General features: G+C 70.5%; 20 protein-coding genes. 6 read left to right on the forward strand and 14 right to left on the reverse strand.

What is annotated here, in order from left to right; all coding sequences use genetic code 11:
- Positions 1-11 precede the first annotated feature (11 nt).
- Positions 12-1,400 carry a Tat pathway signal sequence domain protein gene (locus tag FDO69_RS26690; protein WP_104782419.1) on the reverse strand — a complete coding sequence of 463 codons (1,389 nt, stop codon included), beginning with the start codon at positions 1,398-1,400 and terminating at the stop codon, positions 12-14.
- A gap of 114 nt (positions 1,401-1,514) precedes the next feature.
- Positions 1,515-3,233, reverse strand: coding sequence for a VanW family protein (locus tag FDO69_RS26695; RefSeq protein ID WP_104782421.1), 1,719 nt, complete (start codon positions 3,231-3,233; stop codon positions 1,515-1,517).
- A 216-nt stretch (positions 3,234-3,449) separates the two neighbouring features.
- Between FDO69_RS26695 and FDO69_RS26700 the strand changes: the two genes are divergently transcribed.
- The 3 genes from FDO69_RS26700 (at position 3,450) to FDO69_RS26710 (ending at position 6,509) form a co-directional block, all read left to right on the forward strand.
- Positions 3,450-4,715 (forward strand): glycosyltransferase family 4 protein, encoded by a 1,266-nt coding sequence (locus FDO69_RS26700; RefSeq protein WP_104782423.1) that lies wholly within the window; start codon positions 3,450-3,452, stop codon positions 4,713-4,715.
- Between the two features lie 131 nt (positions 4,716-4,846).
- Complete coding sequence (locus FDO69_RS26705; protein WP_104782736.1) at positions 4,847-5,659, forward strand: transferase; 813 nt, start codon at positions 4,847-4,849, stop codon at positions 5,657-5,659.
- Positions 5,660-5,849: 190 nt separating this feature from the next.
- Complete coding sequence (locus FDO69_RS26710) at positions 5,850-6,509, forward strand: YceI family protein (RefSeq protein WP_104782425.1); 660 nt, start codon at positions 5,850-5,852, stop codon at positions 6,507-6,509.
- A 15-nt stretch (positions 6,510-6,524) separates the two neighbouring features.
- On the opposite strand, the gene FDO69_RS26715 is transcribed toward FDO69_RS26710, so the two are convergent.
- The 5 genes from FDO69_RS26715 to FDO69_RS26735 form a co-directional block, all read right to left on the reverse strand.
- Positions 6,525-7,022: a molybdenum cofactor biosysynthesis protein gene (locus FDO69_RS26715; protein ID WP_104782427.1), complete on the reverse strand. Its 498-nt coding sequence runs from the start codon at positions 7,020-7,022 to the stop codon at positions 6,525-6,527.
- 39 nt (positions 7,023-7,061) lie between these two features.
- Positions 7,062-8,072, reverse strand: a complete 1,011-nt coding sequence (locus tag FDO69_RS26720) for an MASE1 domain-containing protein (protein WP_170320946.1) — start codon at positions 8,070-8,072, stop codon at positions 7,062-7,064.
- A gap of 51 nt (positions 8,073-8,123) precedes the next feature.
- On the reverse strand, positions 8,124-8,954 hold the full coding sequence (locus FDO69_RS26725; protein WP_104782433.1) for a PP2C family protein-serine/threonine phosphatase: 831 nt from the start codon (positions 8,952-8,954) through the stop codon (positions 8,124-8,126).
- 419 nt (positions 8,955-9,373) lie between these two features.
- Complete coding sequence (locus tag FDO69_RS26730) at positions 9,374-9,988, reverse strand: hypothetical protein (RefSeq protein WP_104782436.1); 615 nt, start codon at positions 9,986-9,988, stop codon at positions 9,374-9,376.
- Between the two features lie 19 nt (positions 9,989-10,007).
- Positions 10,008-11,006 (reverse strand): inorganic phosphate transporter, encoded by a 999-nt coding sequence (locus FDO69_RS26735; protein WP_104782438.1) that lies wholly within the window; start codon positions 11,004-11,006, stop codon positions 10,008-10,010.
- Between the two features lie 139 nt (positions 11,007-11,145).
- Between FDO69_RS26735 and FDO69_RS26740 the strand changes: the two genes are divergently transcribed.
- The 3 genes from FDO69_RS26740 (at position 11,146) to FDO69_RS26750 (ending at position 13,985) form a co-directional block, all read left to right on the forward strand.
- Positions 11,146-11,745, forward strand: coding sequence for a DUF998 domain-containing protein (locus FDO69_RS26740; protein ID WP_104782440.1), 600 nt, complete (start codon positions 11,146-11,148; stop codon positions 11,743-11,745).
- A 91-nt stretch (positions 11,746-11,836) separates the two neighbouring features.
- Positions 11,837-13,042: a glycoside hydrolase family 64 protein gene (locus tag FDO69_RS26745; protein ID WP_104782442.1), complete on the forward strand. Its 1,206-nt coding sequence runs from the start codon at positions 11,837-11,839 to the stop codon at positions 13,040-13,042.
- Positions 13,043-13,313: 271 nt separating this feature from the next.
- On the forward strand, positions 13,314-13,985 hold the full coding sequence (locus FDO69_RS26750) for a hypothetical protein (protein WP_104782444.1): 672 nt from the start codon (positions 13,314-13,316) through the stop codon (positions 13,983-13,985).
- A gap of 33 nt (positions 13,986-14,018) precedes the next feature.
- On the opposite strand, the gene FDO69_RS26755 is transcribed toward FDO69_RS26750, so the two are convergent.
- The 7 genes from FDO69_RS26755 to FDO69_RS26785 all read right to left on the reverse strand — a co-directional run bounded on the left by FDO69_RS26755 (position 14,019) and on the right by FDO69_RS26785 (position 20,617).
- Positions 14,019-14,810: an ABC transporter permease gene (locus FDO69_RS26755; protein WP_104782446.1), complete on the reverse strand. Its 792-nt coding sequence runs from the start codon at positions 14,808-14,810 to the stop codon at positions 14,019-14,021.
- Positions 14,807-15,847: an ATP-binding cassette domain-containing protein gene (locus FDO69_RS26760; protein WP_234388116.1), complete on the reverse strand. Its 1,041-nt coding sequence runs from the start codon at positions 15,845-15,847 to the stop codon at positions 14,807-14,809. The genes FDO69_RS26755 and FDO69_RS26760 overlap by 4 nt, the downstream gene beginning before the upstream one ends.
- Positions 15,848-15,930: 83 nt before the next feature.
- A complete protein-coding gene (locus FDO69_RS26765; RefSeq protein ID WP_104782450.1) occupies positions 15,931-16,779 on the reverse strand; it encodes a DUF4097 family beta strand repeat-containing protein in 849 nt (282 codons plus the stop codon).
- An 81-nt stretch (positions 16,780-16,860) separates the two neighbouring features.
- Positions 16,861-17,388, reverse strand: a complete 528-nt coding sequence (locus tag FDO69_RS26770; RefSeq protein ID WP_104782452.1) for a toxin-antitoxin system HicB family antitoxin — start codon at positions 17,386-17,388, stop codon at positions 16,861-16,863.
- Between the two features lie 349 nt (positions 17,389-17,737).
- Entirely contained in the window at positions 17,738-18,163 is a 426-nt protein-coding gene (locus FDO69_RS26775; protein WP_104782454.1) for a DUF6003 family protein, read from the reverse strand.
- Positions 18,164-18,243: 80 nt separating this feature from the next.
- Entirely contained in the window at positions 18,244-19,455 is a 1,212-nt protein-coding gene (locus FDO69_RS26780; RefSeq protein WP_324827455.1) for a cell filamentation protein Fic, read from the reverse strand.
- A gap of 337 nt (positions 19,456-19,792) precedes the next feature.
- Entirely contained in the window at positions 19,793-20,617 is an 825-nt protein-coding gene (locus FDO69_RS26785) for a restriction endonuclease (protein WP_234388117.1), read from the reverse strand.
- Positions 20,618-20,693 lie beyond the last annotated feature (76 nt).

A 20,693-nucleotide genomic window follows, 5' to 3' on the forward strand; every position in this document is an offset into this window, starting at 1 on the left:
GGGCCGTTCCGTCAGACCCGGAGCGGATTGAACCGAGCCGCGGCCATCAGGTACCAGGCCGTCGCCCCGGTGTGCCGGTACGGGTAGTAACCGAAGCCGAAGCCCGTATCCAGCGGGCTGCTGGCGGACACGACCCCGCTGCGCTCGGGCAGGGGTCTCCCCCCGACGGTCTGGTCGTCGCCCAGCAACTCCTGCGCCCGCTCGATCGAGGCGAGCAGACGCCTGGCACGCGCCTCGTCGGCACGCGCCCCGCGATCGCGCAGCGCGAGCGCGAGATGCGCCGTCCCCTCGAACCACACGCCGTTGCGGTCGGGCTTCGGCCGGCCGTCGGCGATCGGCGTGCCCTCGTTCGCGAGGAGGCTCGCCGAACTGAAGGTGACCCCCTTGTACGACTGCCCTGCGGGCACCGTGCTGTTCGTGCGCCCGGAGTGGTCCAGGACGGCCAGCTCGGCCACGGCCCAGTCCAGCGAACGGGAGTGGCGGCGGGAGGCGAGGGCGAGGTGCGTCCAGGTCTGCGTGTCCTCCGGAATCGGGGACCTGTTCACCGTCACACCGTCGTTCGTGCCGGTGTAGAAGAAGCCCCCGGCCGGTTCCCACATCCGGCGCACGAAGGCCTCGGCCCGCCCGCGCCGCTCCAGCCACACCCGGTCACCGGTCAGCCGGGCCAGCCGGCCGAACAGGCAGAGCAGGTCGGTGTTGTGCTCGGTCGAGGTGAACGGCAGCTTCTGATTCGCCCCGTCCACCCCGAACTTGTAACCGCCGAGGGGCTCATCGGTCCGGCCGGTCCGCTCGATCCACTCGCCGATCCGCACGGCACCGTCGAGGAAGCGGCGCGCGCCGGTGCGACGGGCCAGGGCGCCGAGCGCGATGCCCGCCCAGGCCATGTCGCCCACGGCCGTTCCGGTGAAGCCGAACTGCGTCCCGACATTGGCGGTGCCGTCGGCCCGCACGAAGCCGTCGGGCTGGAGTGAGCCGTCGTAGAAGGTGTACGGCCCCACGTTGTAGGCCTGCCGTAGCCTGCCGTCGTCGTACGCCGGGTCGTGACTCTGGGCGTGGAGCAGGGCGTCGCCCAGCGCCGCGGCCCTGGTCAGGCCGGCGGGGGTGCGGGCCGCGAGGTGGGCCAGGAGCGCGAGGGCGTTGTCGTAGGTGAACGCGGTGCTGAACAGCCCGGCCTGGTCGGTGTAGCTCTGCGTCAGGCGGAGGTCGCCGTGGTCGGGGTAGGCGTCCACGGCGGCTGCGAGAAAGGCGTGCCCCCGGGCCGGGGCCGATGCGGGGCGGGACCCGGTGGAGCCGGCGGCGAAGGCCTGCCTCGAGGCGGCGGTGAGCCCTGCGGCACTGATGCCGAGTCCGGCACCGATGAGCGAACGCCGGCTGAGCGCCGGGCCCTGTCTGCCAGTCATGGATCTCCCTTGAGAGCGCTCTCAATCGATGGTCGCTCATTGTGCTGGCGCTCCGGGGCAGGGTCAACGCTTGGTGCGAAAGGGAGAGTTGGAGGGAAACGACCGGGGAGTGGATCACTCGCAGACGATCTCGTCACGCGGTGTGTAGTGCGTGCGGTACGGCTCCCGCTTCACTTCCCGGCCGTCGTCGTAGAAGACCCGCTCCACGGTGACGTCGAAGCCTTCGAGCGGTGTCTGCGGCACGCACTCCTTGTCGTGGCTCACCTTCTTCTCCGGCTGCTTCACCTCGGTGCGCGGACCCGTGACGGACTTGATCTCGTCGTACTTGCGGGTGCCGAGGAAGGAGACGGTGACGGAGGTGTCGGTGGACTCGGCCTGGATGTAGATGGCCTTGCCGGAGTCGTTGGTGAACCGCAGGTCCAGGCTGCCCCAGGCGACCGTCGCCTCGCGGCCCTCCGGGTAGCGCTCGATGTAGAACGAGTGCGCTCCGTGCTCCACGGGCTTGACCCCGGCGAAGAACAGCGCGTTGTACACGGTCGTCGCCACGGACGAGACCCCGCCGCCGGAGGCCTTGGTGAACTTGTCGTCGAGGATGATGATGCCGTCCATGAAGCCGTTGGCCTTGGTGCGCTCACCGACGGTCCGGTTGAAGCTCCAGGTCTCGTCCGGCTCGACGACGGAGCCGTTGATGAGCTGCACGGCCCGGCCTATGTTCTTCGTGCGGTACTCGGCCGGTTCGAAGTGGACGGTGAAGGAGGACATCGTCTCCGTCAGCCCCAGCCGCGCGACGTTCTCCCGGGTCACCTCCGGCTGGGTCCGGCGTACGTCCACCTCGCCGCTGCGGTCGGCGCCCGACCGGGTGAGCAGGGGCAGTACGGCCTTCCCCAGGGCCTTGTCCGTGACGGACCGGCCCACCGTGGCGTCCTGGACCACCACCGCCTTGTCGCCCTCCGGCCGCAGCTTCGCGTTCTCGGCGGTCGTGGTGATGTCGTTCAGCGGGCCGGACACGGCGGGCTCGGCGCGCAGGCCCTTCGCGTCGAGTTCCGGTCCGAGCCTGCCGTTGCCGTCCGGCCGCATGGTCAGATGTTCGCCCAGGGTGTCCGGGCCGACGGTGAACCGCTTGCCGGCCGCGGTGAGCGTGACGGGGCCCGACACGGCCGGTTCCGCGAAGGTGCGCACCGCCCGCTGTACCTCGTCGGCCGTGATCTTCGGCCGGCTCTCGCGGGCGGGCAGGGGAGTGGCCGTACCGGTGCCGCCCCGCAGGAAGGCCTCGCGCAGGGGCCGGACCGCGGCGTTCACGTCCAGGGCGTACCCGGTCCGCGGTGCGACGGTCTTCACCCGCCCGTCGTCGAAGGTCACGGCACCGTCCCTGACCTTCTGGTCGAGCCCCTTCGCCAGGTGCCCCAGGGCCGTGCGGGCCTTGCCCTCGTCGAGGTGTACCACCGGTTCGATGTCGCCACCCGAGCGGAAGAACCCGCCGAACACGCTGAACGGATCGGCGCCGGTGCGTGCTGCCCGGTCGACGGTCTCCTGTATGTCGTAGGACAGGCCCGCACGCTCCGGATCGACCCTGCCGGTGCGGTCACCGACCTTCACGCGCAGCTCCCTGCTGCCTGCCGCCCCCAGCTTTCGTTCCAGCTGCGCCACCGCCTCCGCGCGGTTCAGCCCCCCGATGTCCACCCCGCGCACGGTCGTCCCGGAGTCGATGTGGCCGCCCGTGAGGACCAGCCCGGCGAGATACAGACCGCCGACCCCCACGGCCAGCGCACCACCGGCCAGGGCGACGGGCGGGAGGGAGGTGATACGTGGGACGAGGGCTGTACGGGGGCGCATGGGTCTCCTGAAGATCGATACGAGGGTGCACCCGTGACGCGACGCTGCTGCGGGCAAACACATCCAGCTATCCACACATCGGAGGCAAACCGATATGGCCCAGACCACTTATGTCCGAGATCATTCCGGAATCGGCGAAACCGGCCTCCCGCCCGGCCCGGCCACAGAGTGATAACGACGAACAACGAACGGGGCGTTGGCACGGTCTAGGCCACCATGAAGATCTCTTTCCTGATCCACAACGCCTACGGAATCGGAGGCACGATCACCACCACGTTCAACCTGGCAGGGGCCCTGGCCGAGCGGCACGACGTGGAGATCGTCTCCGCTTTACGTCACCGGGAACGCCCCCACCTCGTCCTGGACCCACGAGTGCGGCTGCGGGCGCTGGTGGACCTGCGCAAGGAGGCGGACGACCCGCTGCACCAAAGACCGGCGAAGGTGTTCCCGCCCGCCGAGTACCGTCACCACCAGTACAGCGAGCTGACCGACCGGCGCATCGGCGAGTGCCTCGAAGGGCTCGACGCCGATGCCGTCATCGGCACCCGCCCGGGCCTCAACGTGCACATCGCCCGCCAGGCCCCGCAGCACGTCCTGCGTGTCGGCCAGGAGCACCTCACGCTGGACAACCACTCGCCGCGGCTGCGCACCGCCCTGCGCCGCGCCTATCGCCGGCTGGACGTGATCACCACGGTCACGGAAGCGGACGCGGCCGCCTACCGGCGCAAGATGTGGCTGCCCGGCGTCCACGTGGAGGCCCTCCCCAACAGCGTCCCCGACCCCGGCCTGCCTCCCGCGGACAGCACGGCCAAGGTGGTGATCGCCGCGGGCCGCCTGGTGCCGGTCAAGCGCTACGACCTCCTCATCGAGGCGTTCGCCCAGGTCGCCGCGGCGCACCCGGACTGGCAGCTGCGCATCTACGGCAAGGGCGAGGAGCAGGCCAACCTGCGCCGGCTCATCGAGCGGCTCAGGTTGTGGAACAACGTGTTCCTGATGGGGGCCGCCACCCCCATGGAGGCCGAATGGGCCAAGGGATCGATCGGTGCGGCCGCGTCCAACTTCGAGCCGTTCGGCATGACCATCGTCGAGGCGATGCGCTGCGGGCTGCCCGTCGTCAGCACGGACTGCCCCTACGGCCCCGGCGAGATCATCGAGGACGGAACCGACGGCCGGCTCGTACCGGTCGGGGACCGTGACGCGCTCGCCGCGGCCCTGCTGGAACTCGTCGGCGACGACGAGCGGCGTCGCCGCATGAGCCGAGCCGCCCTGGACAACGCGCGCCGCTTCGCCCCCGGCCCCGTCGTCGCGCAGGCCGAACGCCTGCTGGAAACCGCCGCCGCGGCCAGGAGCACCGGCCGCCCGGCCGCCCCGCAGGACCACCGCACCCACAGCCCCCTGGCCGGCCGGGGGCACGCGGCCCGCGACGCCGCCCAGGCCGCTGCCGCCGGCGTACTGCGCTCGATACGAAAGGGACGCCGATGAGCACCCCGGAAGACAAGTCGACCCGCACGCACGAGGGCACGACGCCGAGCGCGCCGCACGGTGGCACGATGCCGGCCGCGTCGCACGAGGGCGCACCGACGAGCACGCCGCGCGAGGGCCCGGAGAGTGCGATGCCGGGCCCGCAGCACGACACCCACCTGCGGGCTCACTGCACGATCGACGCCGACGGCCGGATCACCTTCCGGCTGCCGCCGACCTCCGACGAACACCCCCGGCTGCTCCTTCGGCTGCGGCCCAAGAAGGGCCTGCCCGAGACGACCGTCCACGTCCTCGATCTGGAGACCGACCGGGCCGACGGCCACCGGCACGCCGTACTGGAACCGCGCCCGGTCCTCGACGAGGGCCGCTGGGACGTGTACCTGCTGCCGGAACCGGGTGCCGAGCGCCGACGGCTGCGCCCCGGCCTGCGGGACCTGCGCACCCTCGTCGACGGCCATCTGCGCGACCGCCCCTCGCCGGTCGCGGTCCGGATCCCGTACGCCACGAAGGACGGCTTCCTGGCCCTCAGGGCATGGCGGCGCACCGCCCACGCGGAGGCCCGCGGCATCGACCTCACGGACCGGACCATGACGGTCACGGCCCGTCTGCACGGTGCCGGGCTCCGCGAGGACGCCACCGTACGCCTGCGCCTGCGGGGCACCGACACCGTACGCACCATCGTCCCCCGGCTCGACGGCGACGGCAGGGGCTTCTCCTTCACCGCCGGTCCCGGGGACCTGAGGGGCGACGGCGGGGAAGCGACCCGGATCTGGGACGTCTTCGTCCGTCCCACCGCCGAGGGACGGCCCGTCAGGCTCGGCCGGCTGCTCGACGACGTGGCGGACCGCAAGCACGTGTACGTCTATCCGCCGATCGAAGCGGACGGCCGCACTCTTCGCCCTTACTACACCGTCGACAACGACCTCGCGATAGAGGCGACGTAAGACCGATTCGCCGAAATGCCCGAAATGAAAATTCCTGGAGTTTCGGATGGTTGTTTCGGTGATGCGCCGCGACAGCCGTGTGTGGATTCTGTGCGAAGCGGCGGCAAAAGGGGGCAGGGGCTCGTTCTCAACAGCCGCAAAACGGAAGAGGACTTGCGGCCAAAAGCAAACTCAAGTACCTAGATGAATCATGAACCTGTTCAACCGCGTTGTGCCGTCCCGCCGGCAGGCACCGCTCCCCCCACAGCGCCCCACCGGCGCACCGGCATCCTCCACTGCCGTGCTGCCGGACCCTCACCTGGCGAATCTGTCCGGTGAATGGGTCGTCGACCCCGCGCACAGCAGGATCGGCTTCTCCGTCCGGCATGCCATGGTGACCACCGTGCGCGGTTGTTTCCTGGAGTACGAAAGTCGCCTCTACTTCGACGCGCACGACCCCGCACGGTCACGGGCCGACATCACTCTGTTCACCTCCAGTGTCGACACCGGTGTGGAACAGCGGGATGCGCATCTGGTCGGCCGTGACTTCCTCGATGCCGCGACCTATCCGCGAATGCGCTTCACCAGCACGGCGGTGGAGCAGACGGGCGCCGACCTGTTCAGCATGTCGGGCGAGCTGACCATCAAAGGCGTCTCCCGCCCGGTGGTGCTCGACATGACGTACATCGGAAATGTCACCGACCCCTTCGGCTACGACCGGGTCGGCTTCGACGGCACGACCACGATCAACCGCTCGGACTGGGGTCTGACCTACAACAGCAGGCTGGCCGAGGGCGGCGCGATGGTGAGCGAGAAGGTGCGCCTGCAACTCGACATCGCCGCCATCCGCACACCACCGTCGGGCGGCTGACCGCCCCAGGGCACCTCAGGACCCCGTGTCGGCCCCGGCCACGACCCGGAACGTGGCCGGGCCGAGCGTGAGCACCCCGTCGCTCAGCGGCGTGCACCGCACACCGCCATGGCCGCGCAGGGCTCGCTGCGCGCCCGGGCCGATGGTCACGTCCATCCAGGCACAGGGCCGCGCGGGACGCTTCACGGCGAACACCACCGGCCCGGTACCGCAGTCGAGGGAGATCGTCGCACCGACGCAGGAGTCGATGTCGACCCCCCTGAGCAGGATGTTCCGCCGGGTGTGCCGCAGATCGGCGTCGGCCGGGAGGCCCTCGGAGGCCATCATGGTCACCGTCGCGTTCCGGTGGGCGGGCCGGGCGTAGTAGCGGTCGCCGACCAGCCCCAGTTCACGGCGTACCTCCACCCGGGTGACGCGCTCGTCGGACGGGCCGGGGGAGGGCCCGTCGGACGGCCGCCCGGCCAGTCGGTGAGCGGGCGAGACCAGCAGCTGCAGCACGTCGACCTGGCTCATGACGCCCAGCCTAGGTCCTGGGGATCAGCGGGGCGGTGGTCACTCGTCCGGCCGTCGCCGAAGCCCGCCGTCCTCCACGGGTGTCCGGCCGTCCGCCGTCTCGCCCGCGGTGAGGTGCTCCAGCACCTCGACGAGCTCCTGGCAGGCGCGCTCCACGGAGCGCCGTGTGTAGATCTGCTCGGTGATCACCGCCGAGAGGATCAGGGCCGTGAGCGCCATCGCCCCGTTGAAGGCCTGCAGCTTCATCATCACCTCGACCCGGCTGAGCCGTTCGAACGGTCCGACGCGGTCGGTCGCCGCCACCGTGGTCATGACCGAGGCGAAGAGAGCGCACAGCAGGCTGCCCGCCAGCTGGAACCGCAGGGCCGCCCAGATCAGCAGGGGGTAGACGAGGAACAGCAGACTGATCGAGCTGTGCGCGGCCACCGGCACGAGGCAGCAGGCGATGAGCGCCAGCCCCGCGGCCTCCTTCCAGCGCGACAGGGGCAGCGGGAGGCGCACGCGGGACAGCAGGAGCAGCACCGGCGTGACGATGAGCACGCCCATCGCGTCACCGACCCACCAGGCCAGCCACACCGCCCAGAAGCCGGGCCACTCGATCCGGTCCGTGGCGATCAGGATGCCGGCGCCCGTGGTCGAGCTGATCAGCGTGGCGGTGAAGGCGCCCAGGAAGACCAGCGCGAGACCGTCCCGCAGCCGTGCCAGGTCGGTGCGGAAGCCGGCCCGCCGGAGCAGCAGGTACCCGGCCACGGGGGCGGCCGTGTTGCCCGCCAGGACGCAGAGGGCCGAGGGTGTCAGGGAGGTGAGGGACAGGATGACGAAGAAGGCGCCCAAGGCGATCCCGGGCCAGCAGCGCAGTCCGAGGATCAGTAGGCAGGCCACGGAGACGCCGGTGGGGGGCCAGATGGGGGTGACGACCGCGCCCTCGACGACCAGTTCCCGCAGCAGCCCGAGTTGCGCGGACACGTAGTAGCAGGCGGCGACCGCCAGCGTCTGCACAGCGACGACGACCGGCGTACGCAGATCCTGGCTACCCACCACAGCAGCCATGAGACACCGGGGCCGACGCCTCGGCGAGGCGGGAGCGGGCGTCGTGCCGCCCTATGGCTGAGCGTCCGGCCCGTCGAGACCGACCACCAGGACGGCGGCGTCGTCGTCGTGCCCCACGCGCTCGGCGCCCTTGATCACGGCGGCCGCGAGGGCGTCCACGTCCATGCCCGCCACGGCCGCGATGCCCGCGAGGCGTGTCACCTGGTCGAGGCCCTCCTCCAGCCGCATGGACGGCCCCTCCACGACACCGTCCGTCAGCAGGACGAACACGCCGCCCGTGGTGAGCTCGTAGCGGGTCACCGGGTAGCGCGTCCCGGCCTGCACCCCGAGGGGCGGCCCGCCCTCGTCCTCGGTGAGGCCGGACTTCCCGTCCGCTGTGGCCCAGACGCAGGGCAGATGCCCGGCCCGGGCGCTCTCCAGCACGCCGGCACACGGGTTGAGCCGCATGAACGTGCAGGTGGCGAAGAGGTCGGAGCCCAGGGACACCAGCAGATCGTTGGTCCGCGCCAGCACCTCGTCCGGATCGCTGGTGACCGACGCCAGTGCCCGCAGCCCGGCCCGCACCTGCCCCATGAAGGCCGCGGCCTCGATGTTGTGGCCCTGGACGTCGCCGATGGACAGACCGATCCGGCCGTCGCCCAGAGTGAAGGCGTCGTACCAGTCGCCGCCCACGTTGAGGCCCCGGTAGGCGGGCGCGTACCGCACGGCCAGATGCAGTCGGCGGGCCATGGGCAGGTCGCGCGGCAACATGCCGCGCTGCAGCGCGATCGCCAGCTCGACCCGGGACCTCTGCATCTCGGCCTGCGCACGCGCCTGAGCCGTCAGGGCCCCGAGCCGGGTCAGCAGCTCGTCGCCGTCGTCCGTCGTGCCGGTGCGGGACATGGATCACTCCGGCGGGGGTGGCCACGGTAGGTGACGACCCGCGAAGGCAAATCACCCGATTTACGTCCATAGGATGATACTCAGGCGAACGCCGCCGCGACGACTTCACGGCTTCCGGAAGCCCCCAGCTCCCTTCCGGTGAGGCCTCGGAACCCGTGCGCCGCCCCACCGCCGCCAGCACCGACGTCACGCTGATGAGCAACGCCCAGGCACCGGTAGCGCACGAGCGCCAGGTCGAACAGATGTCAGGCCCGGCAGACGTAACCGCCCACCGCCGCGTACAGGCCCGCCGTACAGCGGGACACCGGCGCAGGCCCGCGTCTCGGTCCAGGCGAAGCGAGCAGCCGGCGAAGCGGTGTGGCCGAGGGGCCGGCGATGTCGGCGGGGATCATGGCGCCGTGCAGGACGGCCGCTCGTGCCTAGCGGTTGCAGGGAACCTCCCTGCCCGGAGCCCGTTCGTCCGGGTACTCCCGTGCCTGGGCCACGGCCTGCCGCAACAACCCGGCCAGCCGCTGCTCGGCGTCCGGGGCGGCGCACAGCACCCGGAGGGCGTGTTCCAGGTGCCGACGCCCCGGGCCGCGCCACCACAGCAGATCGGCCATCCGGGCCGCCGCACCTCCCGCCGGCGCGTGGGTGACTCTGCCCGCCCTCCGGCGGCATGCACGGCCGTACCGCGCCAGACGCCGCGACGAGGGGCGCACCAGGCGCGCCGCCTCCACCACCGTGCCGACCAGCAGCGGTGCGTAGTCGCGGCCCGAGGGGTGGGCGTCCGCGAGGTCGGCGGCCAGCGGCCACAAGGCGTGCCGGGCGCCGTCACCGACACTGTCGTTGACCACACGGGCCAGGGCCGCGAGCGCCGGATGCGTCCCGGCCGGGCTGTCGGTGAACCGGCCGGAGGCCAGCAGGGCTGCGGCCTCCATCAGACAGGCACCGTCGTCCGGGTGCAGATGGGCGAAGCGCCCGGGCGACGGAAGGCCGTCCGGGGCCCCGGCGGGCGACTGCGCGGGCCACGGACGGCCGGGAAGAGTGGTCATGGACGGCCTCCGGTTGTGATCACAGACCGGTGGCGGCGTGCAGGAGCAGATAGAGCGCCGCTGCCGGGATCCCCGCGCCGGGAAAGGTCAGGATCCAGGCGGTACCGATCGAACGGGCCACTTGCCAGCGTACGGCGGAGAAGCGCCGGGTGGAACCGGCACCGAGAATGGCCGCGGTGATCGTCTGGGTGGTGGAGATCGGCGCCTTCACCAGGAACGCGGTCGTGTAGAGGACGGCCGCGGCCGCGGTCTCGGCGGCGAACCCGCGCGGCGGATCGAGGTGCACGATGCGCCGCCCGAGGGTGGTGATGATGCGACGTCCGCCGGTGTACGTGCCGGCCGCCATGGCGATCGCCACGGCGGCGATGACCCACACCGGCACCGAGAAGTCGTCCTGCCAGCCGGCCGTGACCAGCGCCAGCACGATGACCCCCATGGTCTTCTGCGCGTCCTGCAACCCGTGCCCCAGCCCCATGGCGGCCGCCGAGACGCTCTGCGCCGCACGGAAGCGCCGCATGGTGCGCCGGGGTGCCGAACGCCGGAACACCCACAGGATGCCCGTGTGCAGGAGGTACCCCAGCACCACGCCGACCAGCGGGGACAGCAGCATCGGCAGGACGACCTTGTCCAGGATGCCCGACCAGTGCACCGTGGCGGACGCGGCGAGCGCGGCACCGACCAGCCCGCCGATCAGGGCGTGCGAGGACGAGGTGGGCAGCCCGCGCCACCAGGTGAAGACGTTCCACCCGATGGCGCCCAGGAGCGCGCACAGGACGAGCAGCAGCCCGGAGGTCGCCTCGGGCGCCCCGATGATGCCGCTGCCGACGGTCTGGGCGACCCCGGTTCCCAGGAAGGCGCCGCAGAAGTTCATCACCGCGGCCATGGCCAGCGCCAGGCGGGGCGTCAGGGCCCTCGTGGAGATCGAGGTGGCGATCGCGTTCGCGGCGTCGTGGAAGCCGTTGGTGAAGTCGAACGTCAGACCCACGACGATGATCAGCACCACGAGAGTGAGCTCCATGCCCGATCACCTTTCGACAGCCCGGCCGCACGGTTCCATCGTGCGCTTCCAGGGCGGAGCGGGCTGTGCGACTACGCCACGTGAGGCGGACCGCGGGACGGAACCCAGGGACACGGATACCCGGCTTTACGGTGTTCGGATGCGATCTGTACCGACATGGACGCTGGTGTCGTCGGGGTGTGCCCCGGTTTTCCTGATCATGGGCTGGCTGCTGGCGGCAACGCTGCAGGGGCACCCGTACGACCCCGCCGCCCAGACGATCAGCGTCCTGGCGGCTCCCGGAAACTCGGGGTCCTGGCTGATGACGGCGGCGTTCGTCGCCCTGGGGTGCTGCCACCTGCTGACCGCCTGGGGTCTGCGCCCGGCCGCGACGGCGGGGCGGATGGCCCTGGCAGCCGGAGGTGTGTCGGCGCTCGCGGTGGCCGTGTTCCCGGCGCCGAGCAGCGGTGGTTCGCTGAGCCACGGTTCGGTCGCCGCCGTGGGCTTCGCTGTCCTGGCGGCATGGCCCGTGCTGGCCGCCCGGGCCGGTGCCGCCGTGCCGTGGGCCCTGCGCCCCTTTCCCTCCCTGGGGGCGACCGCCGTCATGGCGGCCGGCGCGACCTGGTTCCTGATCGAGCTCCACCTCCATGGCGCGGCCGGTGTCGCCGAGCGCGCCGTGACGACCCTCCAGTCGGTATGGCCCTTCGTGGTCGTCGTCTCCTGCCTGCGTGGATCCCTGCGTGACGGGTGCCCGGGCTGACCCAGCGCTCCCCATGTATTGACAGGTACGGACCAAAGCGCAACTCTGAGAGCGCTCTCAGAATCGGTCGACTGTCGAACGGAGGCAGAGCGTGTTGCGAACTCTCACGCGCCGGGCCACAGCCGTGGGGCTGTCCCTGGCCACGGTCCTCGCCGGCTCACTGCTGGCGACCGGAACGGGTGCGCCGGCCCATGCCGCCGTCCCGGCGACGATCCCGCTGAAGATCACCAACAACTCGGCCCGCGGCGAGCAGCTGTACGTCTACAACCTCGGCACGGACCTCTCGACCGGACGTCAGGGCTGGGCCGACGCGGGCGGCACCTTCCATCCCTGGCCGGCCGGCGGCAACCCGCCGACCCCCGCCCCCGACGCCTCGATCCCGGGCCCGGCGGCAGGGCAGTCGGCCACGATCCGCATGCCGAAGTTCTCCGGACGCGTGTACTTCTCCTACGGCCAGAAACTGATCTTCAAGCTCACCACCGGAGGCCTGGTCCAGCCTGCCGTGCAGAACCCGACCGACCCCAACCGGAACATCCTGTTCAACTGGTCGGAGTACACGCTCAACGACTCGGGCCTGTGGATCAACAGCACACAGGTCGACATGTTCTCCGCTCCCTACGCCGTGGGAGTGCAGCGAGCCGACGGCAGCACCGCGAGCACCGGACGGCTCAAGACCGGTGGCTACAACGGCTTCTTCAACGCCCTCAGGGGGCAGCCCGGAGGCTGGGCCAACCTGATCCAGACCCGTCCGGACGGCACCGTACTGCGTGCCTTGTCGCCGCTGTACGGTCTGGAGACCGGCGCTCTGCCGGCCACCGTCATGGACGACTACATCGACCGCGTCTGGCAGAGGTACGCCACCTCGACCCTGACGGTCACCCCGTTCGCCGACCGGCCCGCCATCAAGTACTACGGCCGGGTCTCCGGCGGCGTCATGAACTTCACCGACAGCGCCGGAGCGGTCGTCGCCGGTTTCCAGAAGCCGGACGCCTCCTCCGTCTTCGGCTGCCACGGGCGGCTCGACGCCCCGAACGACCAGGTGCGCGGCCCGATCTCACGCACGCTGTGTGCCGGATTCAACCGCTCCACCCTGCTGGTCAACCCCAACCAGCCCGATACCGGCGCCACCGACTTCTACAAGGACAGCATCACCAACCACTATGCGCGCAAGATTCACGCCCAGATGGCGGACGGAAAGGCTTACGCCTTCGCCTTCGACGACGTGGGCCATCATGAATCGCTCGTCCACGACGGCAACCCCCGCCAGGCCTATCTCACGCTCGAACCCCTCAACTGATCTGCCTCGCCATGCCGTTGGTGCCACGCACTGATCGTGGCGTCAACGGTCTTCCGGGTGGACGTACATGAAGTCTTGGTCAACGTCGCGTCGAGGGAGCAGAGTTGGCCATTCATCAGTTCTGAAATCAATTACAACTTTGCCATCTCTTGGTGTAGCTGGACCGTCGATTACGTGAGCCTCATGGACATCACGAGTGACCGCAAGCCCTGCCGGAACAAGGGTGATTGTGGCCACTTTCCCCCCCACGTACCATCGAGAGGCAGCAACGATGACGATGAAGCACACCCTGCGGTACGGCAGCCGCACGCTCACGTTGGCGGTGACCGCACTCGGGGTGATCACGGCGGCCGTGCCGGCCGCGGCCGGGGAACAGCCCACCGCGGAGCAGATCATGGCCGACTGCGCTTCCGGAGAAGGCAAGTGCGGCTTCAATTCCCCGCAACTCGGCAAGACCTATCTCGGTGAGCCGCGCCAGGTCTCCGACCTGCTCTTCAACTGCACCGAGTCACCTGCCTCCCAGTCGATGTCATGGGCCGACACCGTGGGCTCCTCCCATTCGGTGGGAGGCTCGGTCACAGTGGGCGGCGGCATCGAAGGCATCATCACGGCGAGTGTGACCGCGACCTACAACTACACCTGGCAGAGCTCTCACACGGAGACGAGTTCCTTCACCGTGACCGTGAAGCCGGGAGAAGTGGGCTGGATCTCCCGTGCTCAGGTGATGCAGCAGATATCCGGCACCTGGCAGACCCATTACGACGACCCCAAGTGGGGCCACTACTACTGGTTCGTGCCCGACACCGTCACCGGCCCTGCTCCGAACGGTACGGACGGCAAGCACAGCGCGGTCGTGGTCAAGTCCCGCTCCATGACAGCCGACGAGAAGAAGCTGTGCGCCGGCGGCTCCACCCGGAACAAGGTCTTCGTCCGCAGCAGTTGATCCGGTCCGCCCTGGCAGTGGGGCTCGCCGTGTCTACTTCGGGTCGCGATGGAAGAGAGACGTGGACCAGAGGTAGCCGAGCACCGCCAGCCCCACGCACCAGATCACCGCCAGCCATCCGTTGTGGCCGATCCCGGTGCCGAGGAGCAGACCGCGCAGGGTTTCGATGGCGGGGGTGAAGGGCTGGTACTCGGCGATCGGCTGGAACCAGCCCGGCATCGCGTCGACCGGCACGAAGGCGCTGGACAGCAGCGGCAGGATCATCAGCGGCATCGCGTTGTTGCCGGCCGCCTCGGCGTTCGGGCTGACCATGCCCATGCCGACGGCGATCCAGGTGAGCGCCAGGGAGACCAGCGTCAGCAGCCCCACCGCCAGGATCCACTCCTGCACGGAGGCGTCCGTGGTCCGGAACCCGATCGCCACGGCCACGGCCCCGACGAGCACAGCACTGGCCACGCACTGCAGCACACTGCCGAGGACGTGCCCGATGAGCACCGACCCCCGGTGGATCGCCAGGGTGCGGAAGCGGGCGATGATGCCCTCGTTCATGTCCATCGCGACGGACACCGCGCTGCCGATCGTGGTGCCGCCGATGGTCAGCATCAGGATGCCCGGGACGAGATACGCGAGGTACTCGGACCGGTCGGCATCACCGCCCCCGATGCCGGCGCTCATGGTGTCGCCGAAGATGTAGGCGAAGAGCAGCAGGAGCATGACCGGGGTGAGCAGGAGGTTGAGGGTGAGGGAGGGGTAGCGCCGGGCGTGGAGGAGATTGCGGCGCAGCATGGTGGAGGAGTCGCGCAGTGCGAGGCTGAGGGAACTCATCGGGCGTTCTCCTGGGGCTGGTTGGGCTGGTTGGGCTGGTTGGGCTGGTTGGGCTGGTTGGGCTGGTGGGCGGTGCCGGCCGGGCCGGTGAGGGCGAAGAAGACGTCGTCGAGGTCGGGGGTGTGCACGGTCAGTACGTCGGCCTCGATGCCGGCCGAGTCCAGCCAGTCGAGGATGGCGCGCAGTTCGCGCTGGCTGCCGCCGCTGGGGATGTGCAGCGCGAGGGCTTCGTCGTCCCGGGTGACCTCGCGCAGAGCGGAGGCGGCCGACCGGTACGCGGCCGGGTCGGTGAAGCGGAGCCGGACGTGTCCGCCCGGGATGAGCCGCTTCAGCTCTTCGGCGGTGCCCTCGGCGGCGATCCGGCCGTCGTTGAGGACGGCGATCCGGTCGGCGAGCTGGTCGGCCTCCTCCAGGTACTGGGTGGTGAGGAAGGCGGTGACGCCCCCGGAGACCAGCTCGCGGATGATCTGCCACATGTTGTGCCGGGAGCGCGGGTCGAGGCCCGTGGTCGGCTCGTCGAGGAAGATGATGCGCGGGTTGCCGACCAGAGTCATGGCGATGTCGAGGCGGCGCTTCATACCGCCGGAGTAGGTGGAGGCGGGTTTCTTCGCGGCCTCGGTGAGGTCGAAGCGATCCAGCAGCTCGGCGGCGGCCTGCCTCCCCTCGCGCTTGGGCAGGTGGTGCAGGTCCGCCATGAGGAGCATGTTCTCCTCGCCGGTGATCAGGCCGTCCACGGCGGAGAACTGGCCGGTGACACCGATCGCGGCGCGTACGGCCTGGGAGTGGGTGGCGAGGTCGTGGCCGGCGACCTGGGCCTGTCCGCCGTCGGCGGTGATGAGAGTGGAGAGGATTTTGACCGCGGTGGTCTTGCCGGCACCGTTCGGCCCGAGCAGTGCGAACACGGACCCGGCCGGGATGCGCAGATCGATGCCGTCGAGGACGGTCTTGTCGCCGTAGGACTTCCGCAGACCGACGGCGGAGACGGCGGCGGGTGACGAGTGATCACGGGTGGACGTGGACATGACAGATGAAGGCATGGTGCCCTCCTTGAGAAGAGAGCCCTCCTTGAGAAGGCTGAAGCGGGAGGGGAGGGGAGTGGGGCCGGTCGAGGACGCGGCGCTCAGGCCTTGGCGCGGCGGATGTCGATGGTGCCCCAGTTGGTGCGGGCTCGGACCTTGACGGTGTTCTCGGTGTGTTCCGGGGCCTCGGACGTGGCGAGCGAGTTGCGCACCTGTCCACGCTGGGAGCTGACGTCGAGCCAGGCGGCGGTGCCCTCGCGAATTCCCACCTCGATGACGCCGTTGGAGGTTTCCAACTGCACCTCACCCTGGCTGACTTCGCCGAAGCGCAGGTAGCCGTTGGTCGCGGTTCCCGTGACCGACGCCTCGGCACGTGCGATGTCGCTACCGCCGTTGGTGCCGCTCAGTCGCAGCTCGCCGGTCACGGCGCCGACGGTCGTGGTGCCGTTCGAGTTCTTCAGGACCGCGGGACCGTCGATGGTGCCGACGCGCACATCGCCGGTGCTGCTCGTGATCTCGGCCATGCCCTCCACCCGGTCCACGGTGATCGAGCCGTGCGACGCGGTCAGCTTGACCGGGCCGGTGGCGTCGAAGCGGATGTCGCCCACCGAGGTCTTCACACAGACCTCGCCGAGCCTGCCCTCGCCGAGCACCTGGACCCAGGCGCCGGTCATGTCGACGTGCGAGCCCATAGGGAGTTCGACGGTCACGTCGACGACGCCGGTGCGGCCGAGACCGAACAGGTTGGCCTTGGGTGTCCAGACGGTCAGGACGCCGCCCACGTACGTGACTTCGGTCTGTTCGGCGGTCCGCACGTCCGGCTCCCGTTTGGGGTTCCGGGGTTGCACCTCCACGACGGTGTCGAGGCGGTCGCCCGCAGTGAATTGGATGGAACCGGCCTCCACGCGTGCCGTGACCGAGACCGCTTCAGGAGTGTCGAAAGAAGGCATGGCTGTCCCGTCCTCTTGGGTCCTCAGAGCGTCCCCGCTGGTGGGACGTGGTGTGGGTGACGTGGTACGGGCTGGGGGCGGCTAGCGCACCCAGCCCGTGAAGCTCTGTCCGAGGGTCTTGGACTTCTCCGTCGTGCGCGGCCGGGTTCCGCCGTCGACTGCGGCTGCCACGGCTCGTACCAGCCATGCGTTGACCGACAGACCCTCGCGGCTCGCGGCTTCCTCGGCGCGGGCCTTGAGGTGGGCCGGCAGGCGCAGATTGACGCGGGCGGTGCCGCCTTCGTCGCCGTCTGCCGGGGCCGATGCCGGGGGCCTGGTGAGCGGTTCGACGGCCGTGGCCGGCTCCTCGGGCGCACTGTCGTGGGTGGGTGGCAGTGCCACCACGAAGTCGGGGTCGAGCCCGCGCAGCCGTACGTCGACCGAGCCGGGGGCGAGTTCGCGAGTGATCTCGTCCGTCGCGGCGGAGAGCACGTTGAGCAGGGTCAGCCGGGTCGCCGACTCCAGAGGGGCGGTGAGTCTCTCGGCCAGCTCACGAGCTTCATCGCCACCGGCTTCGGCGGCCACAGCGAGTTCCCGGCGAAGGTTCTCGACGTACGGGGTGAGGTCCATGGCGCCATAGTGGCATCACTGTGGCGCCATGCGCAAGGCTCTTGTGGCGTCACCGTGCCGATGTCGGCCGTGGAGGCGCGAGTGTGGCGTCAAGTGGCACCCTGTGGTGTCACATCGCGACAGGTGACGCCAGGCATCGTCATGCGGCACCGCCATGGGACGTCGGGGGGCGCCACGCGACGCCGGGTGGCGCCATGTGGTGTCGGGTGGCGCAATGTGGTGTCACGTGGTGCCGTCTGGTGCGTCGCGCGGTGCTCTTCAGGCCACGCTGATCGGCCCCGCCGGACGGTTCTCGCCCGGCGGGGCCGATCGCAGGAGCGGGCAGGACGGAAGGTGGCCCGCGGTGTCGTCACCTGCTCGCGGCGGTGGTCACGGTCGCGGGGTCCACACCGGTCAACTCGACGATGCGGTGCGGTGCCACACCGGCGGCGAGCGCCTTGCCGATCAGGCCGTCCCGCCCGTCGGCGCAGTCACGGTAGGCGAGCAGTTCCTGCTCGACCCGGGCCAGCGGCTCCGGGACCATCTGGTGGCGCAGGCGGCTCAGCTCCTCCTCGCTCAGCGGAACGGGCAGCCGTTCCGCTCCCTCGGGCACGGCCGCCGTCTCCTCCGGCGGCAGCAGGCGCAGGTGGGGCGAGGCCGGCGTGGTTCCTTGGGCATCGAGCCAGGCGCGGACGGCGGGAGTTTCCATGCACGCGAGTTCACCGACGGCGGCCGGCGACACGCCGAGCTGGGCGGACGCGTCGTCAAGCAGGAACAGGTAGGCGTCGTCGGTCATCCTCGGCTCCTTCTCCACAGGGTGTTGAACGACATCCCATTACCCCGCCGAGCCCGGATTACCGCCGGATGGCAGGGCACTCAATCGAATGAGACGGCACGGCTCCGGGTCTCGGTGATGTGGAGGTCTATGTACGAGGCGAGAGTCAGCGCGTCCCGGGGGTCGTCGGCCCTGAAGGCGATCCGGCGCAGCAGGAGGACACCGTCGAGGGCGATGCCTTCGCGGGCGAGGACGAAGAGCAGGGTGAGGAAGGCACAGCGGGCGTTGCCGTCGTCGAAAGGGTGGAAGAAGCAGACGTCGAGGTAGGCGCGTGCGGCCCGAGCAGTCAGGGGGAGGGGCCGGTCGGCGTCCTGTGCGCTCTCGGACAGACAGACGTCCAGTCGGCTCTGGATGTCGGGGGTGATGCCGTAGCGTTCTCGGCCACCCTTCGCGAAGGCGGGGAGGTTGCGCAACGGCGGGGGCTGCGGGGTGTCCAGGACGTGCTGCTGCCAGCGCTGCAGCAGCGCGAAGTCGAGGCGGGCGCCGCGTGCGGCGTCGGCCCGCAGCAGTTCCAGGGCGGCGAGCAGGCCCTGGGCCCGGGCCGGGTCCAGGGCGCCGTCGAAGCCGTGGATGTCCTCTGCCGCGCCGTCGCGGTACGGGGTCACCGGTCCGTTCACGCCACTGTCCCGGGCCTGCTGCCACGGCACGCCCTCACGCACGGCGAGCCAGCGCTCGAGGTGGTCCGTAGGCGGCTCGGGGGAGGGTGCGCGGTCAGCCGGCCGCAGGGACCGCGCGAGGCGCTCCGCGACATCGTCGACCAGTGCGTGGTCAGGGCCGGTCCAGCTGTCGAACCGGCCGCCGATCGCGCTGTCGACCAATCCCCCCGCGACGTCGGGTGCGACGTCCCAGCGGTCGAGGAACCAGGTGAGTACCTGACGGCAGTGCCCGTGCCAGCCGCTGCCGCACCCGGTACGGTCGGTCACCTGAAGGATCAGGTTGCGGGCCGCCCGGTCCCACAGGATCCGGTCGTCCTCGACGGTGCGCAGGTCCAGCGGGTACGCCTCGATCCATCCGGCGAGACTTTCGAGCCACGCACGCCATTCACAGAGCGCCGCGACCACGCGGGTGAGCGTCTCCTCGGGAGTGGTGACGGAGTCGCGCGGGCAGCACCAGTGCCCGACCGGCCCGCCGTCGAAGTCCCCTTCGTCGTGGGACCAGCGCCAGCCCGCCGCCCAGCGTCCGTAGTACTCCACCAGGGCTTGCGACATGGCATCGGCCCACGGTGTGGCCTCGTCCCGGTCCCAGGTGCTCATCACCGGATCGGCGAAGGGGACAGCCGGCCGACGTGGCACACACCGGGCCGGACCGAGCGAGTGAACGACCTGTGCCGCCGACGCGGCGTCGAAGGGGTGACGGGCGGGGTCCACCTCGTCCCAGTTCAGAAACCCAGGGGCCAGCGTGCGTATCACCGCGCCAGCCTGCCACACCCGTCCCGGGCCCGACCAAGCGAATTATCGGCACTCGCACTCCACTCCGTGCGTGCGGACAAGTGGCCCGCCCCAGCCCGTCAGCCGTCACCGTTGCCCGTTAGCCGTTGCCCGTTGCCCGTTGCCCGTTGACCGTCAGCTGCCAGTCGCCAGTCCGCCAGGCTCAGATCCCGGCTCCGGTGGTCTCCCACCCTGCTTCCCCCTCTTCCAGGGCGGCCTCCCAGGGGCGCGGGCCGGTGCCGTCGGTCCAGGCCTCCAGGGCCTCCCGGTTCACGCACCCGATCCCGCACTGCTCGGCGTACTCCACCGCCGGCGCCGTGAAGTCGCTCGTGCAGACCAGTACGGCGACATCGGCCTCGTGCACGGTGAAGCATGTGCCGCCGAAGCGCTGCAGGTCCTGGGATCCGACCCGATGCGACTCGCCGTAGTGCTTGCACTGGATGACGACCCGGCGCCCGTCGGGCGTCACGGCCAGGACGTCGGCGCCCAAGTCACCGGCACCTCCCACCACTTCGACTTCGGTGCAGCCGTCGCGTTCGCAGAGTCCGGCGATCGCCTCCTCGAACTCCTCCGGCGTCAGGGCGTCGTAGTCGACGGCCACGGCGACGGTGTCGGCCTCGGCGCCGGCGTCGGCGTCGGTGAGAGCAGGGGGGAGAGTGGGCGCGGACGCCCGCTGAGCGGGGACCGCCGAATCTTCCAGCGCCTCGGCCGCTTCCCTGGCCGCCTCGTCGAGCGCTGCCGCGGCCCGGCGTGCCACTCCCGCCAAGCGCCAGCGGCGCCGCAGCCCCAGGCAGCCCGCGACAGCCATCGCCACCAGCACGAACACCCAGGCGGGACGCCGCTCGGCGGCGCCCGCCGCCACGCGAGCGACGAGTCCCAGGACACTCACGAGCACGGCGAGGAAAACGAAGAACAGGGCCGTCGACCGAAGATCGAACCCATAGCGGCGCCGCCTCACAAACGGCTTACGACGCACAGGCGTTGTCACGACATCCCCCCTCATTCGAGCCCCCTCATGGGGCCGACAGCAAGATCACCCCCCACCGTCTTCCCAAGATCACCAC

The sequence above is a fragment of the Streptomyces tibetensis genome, from assembly GCF_007655005.1.
GTDB classification, from domain to species: Bacteria; Actinomycetota; Actinomycetes; order Streptomycetales; family Streptomycetaceae; genus Streptomyces; species Streptomyces tibetensis.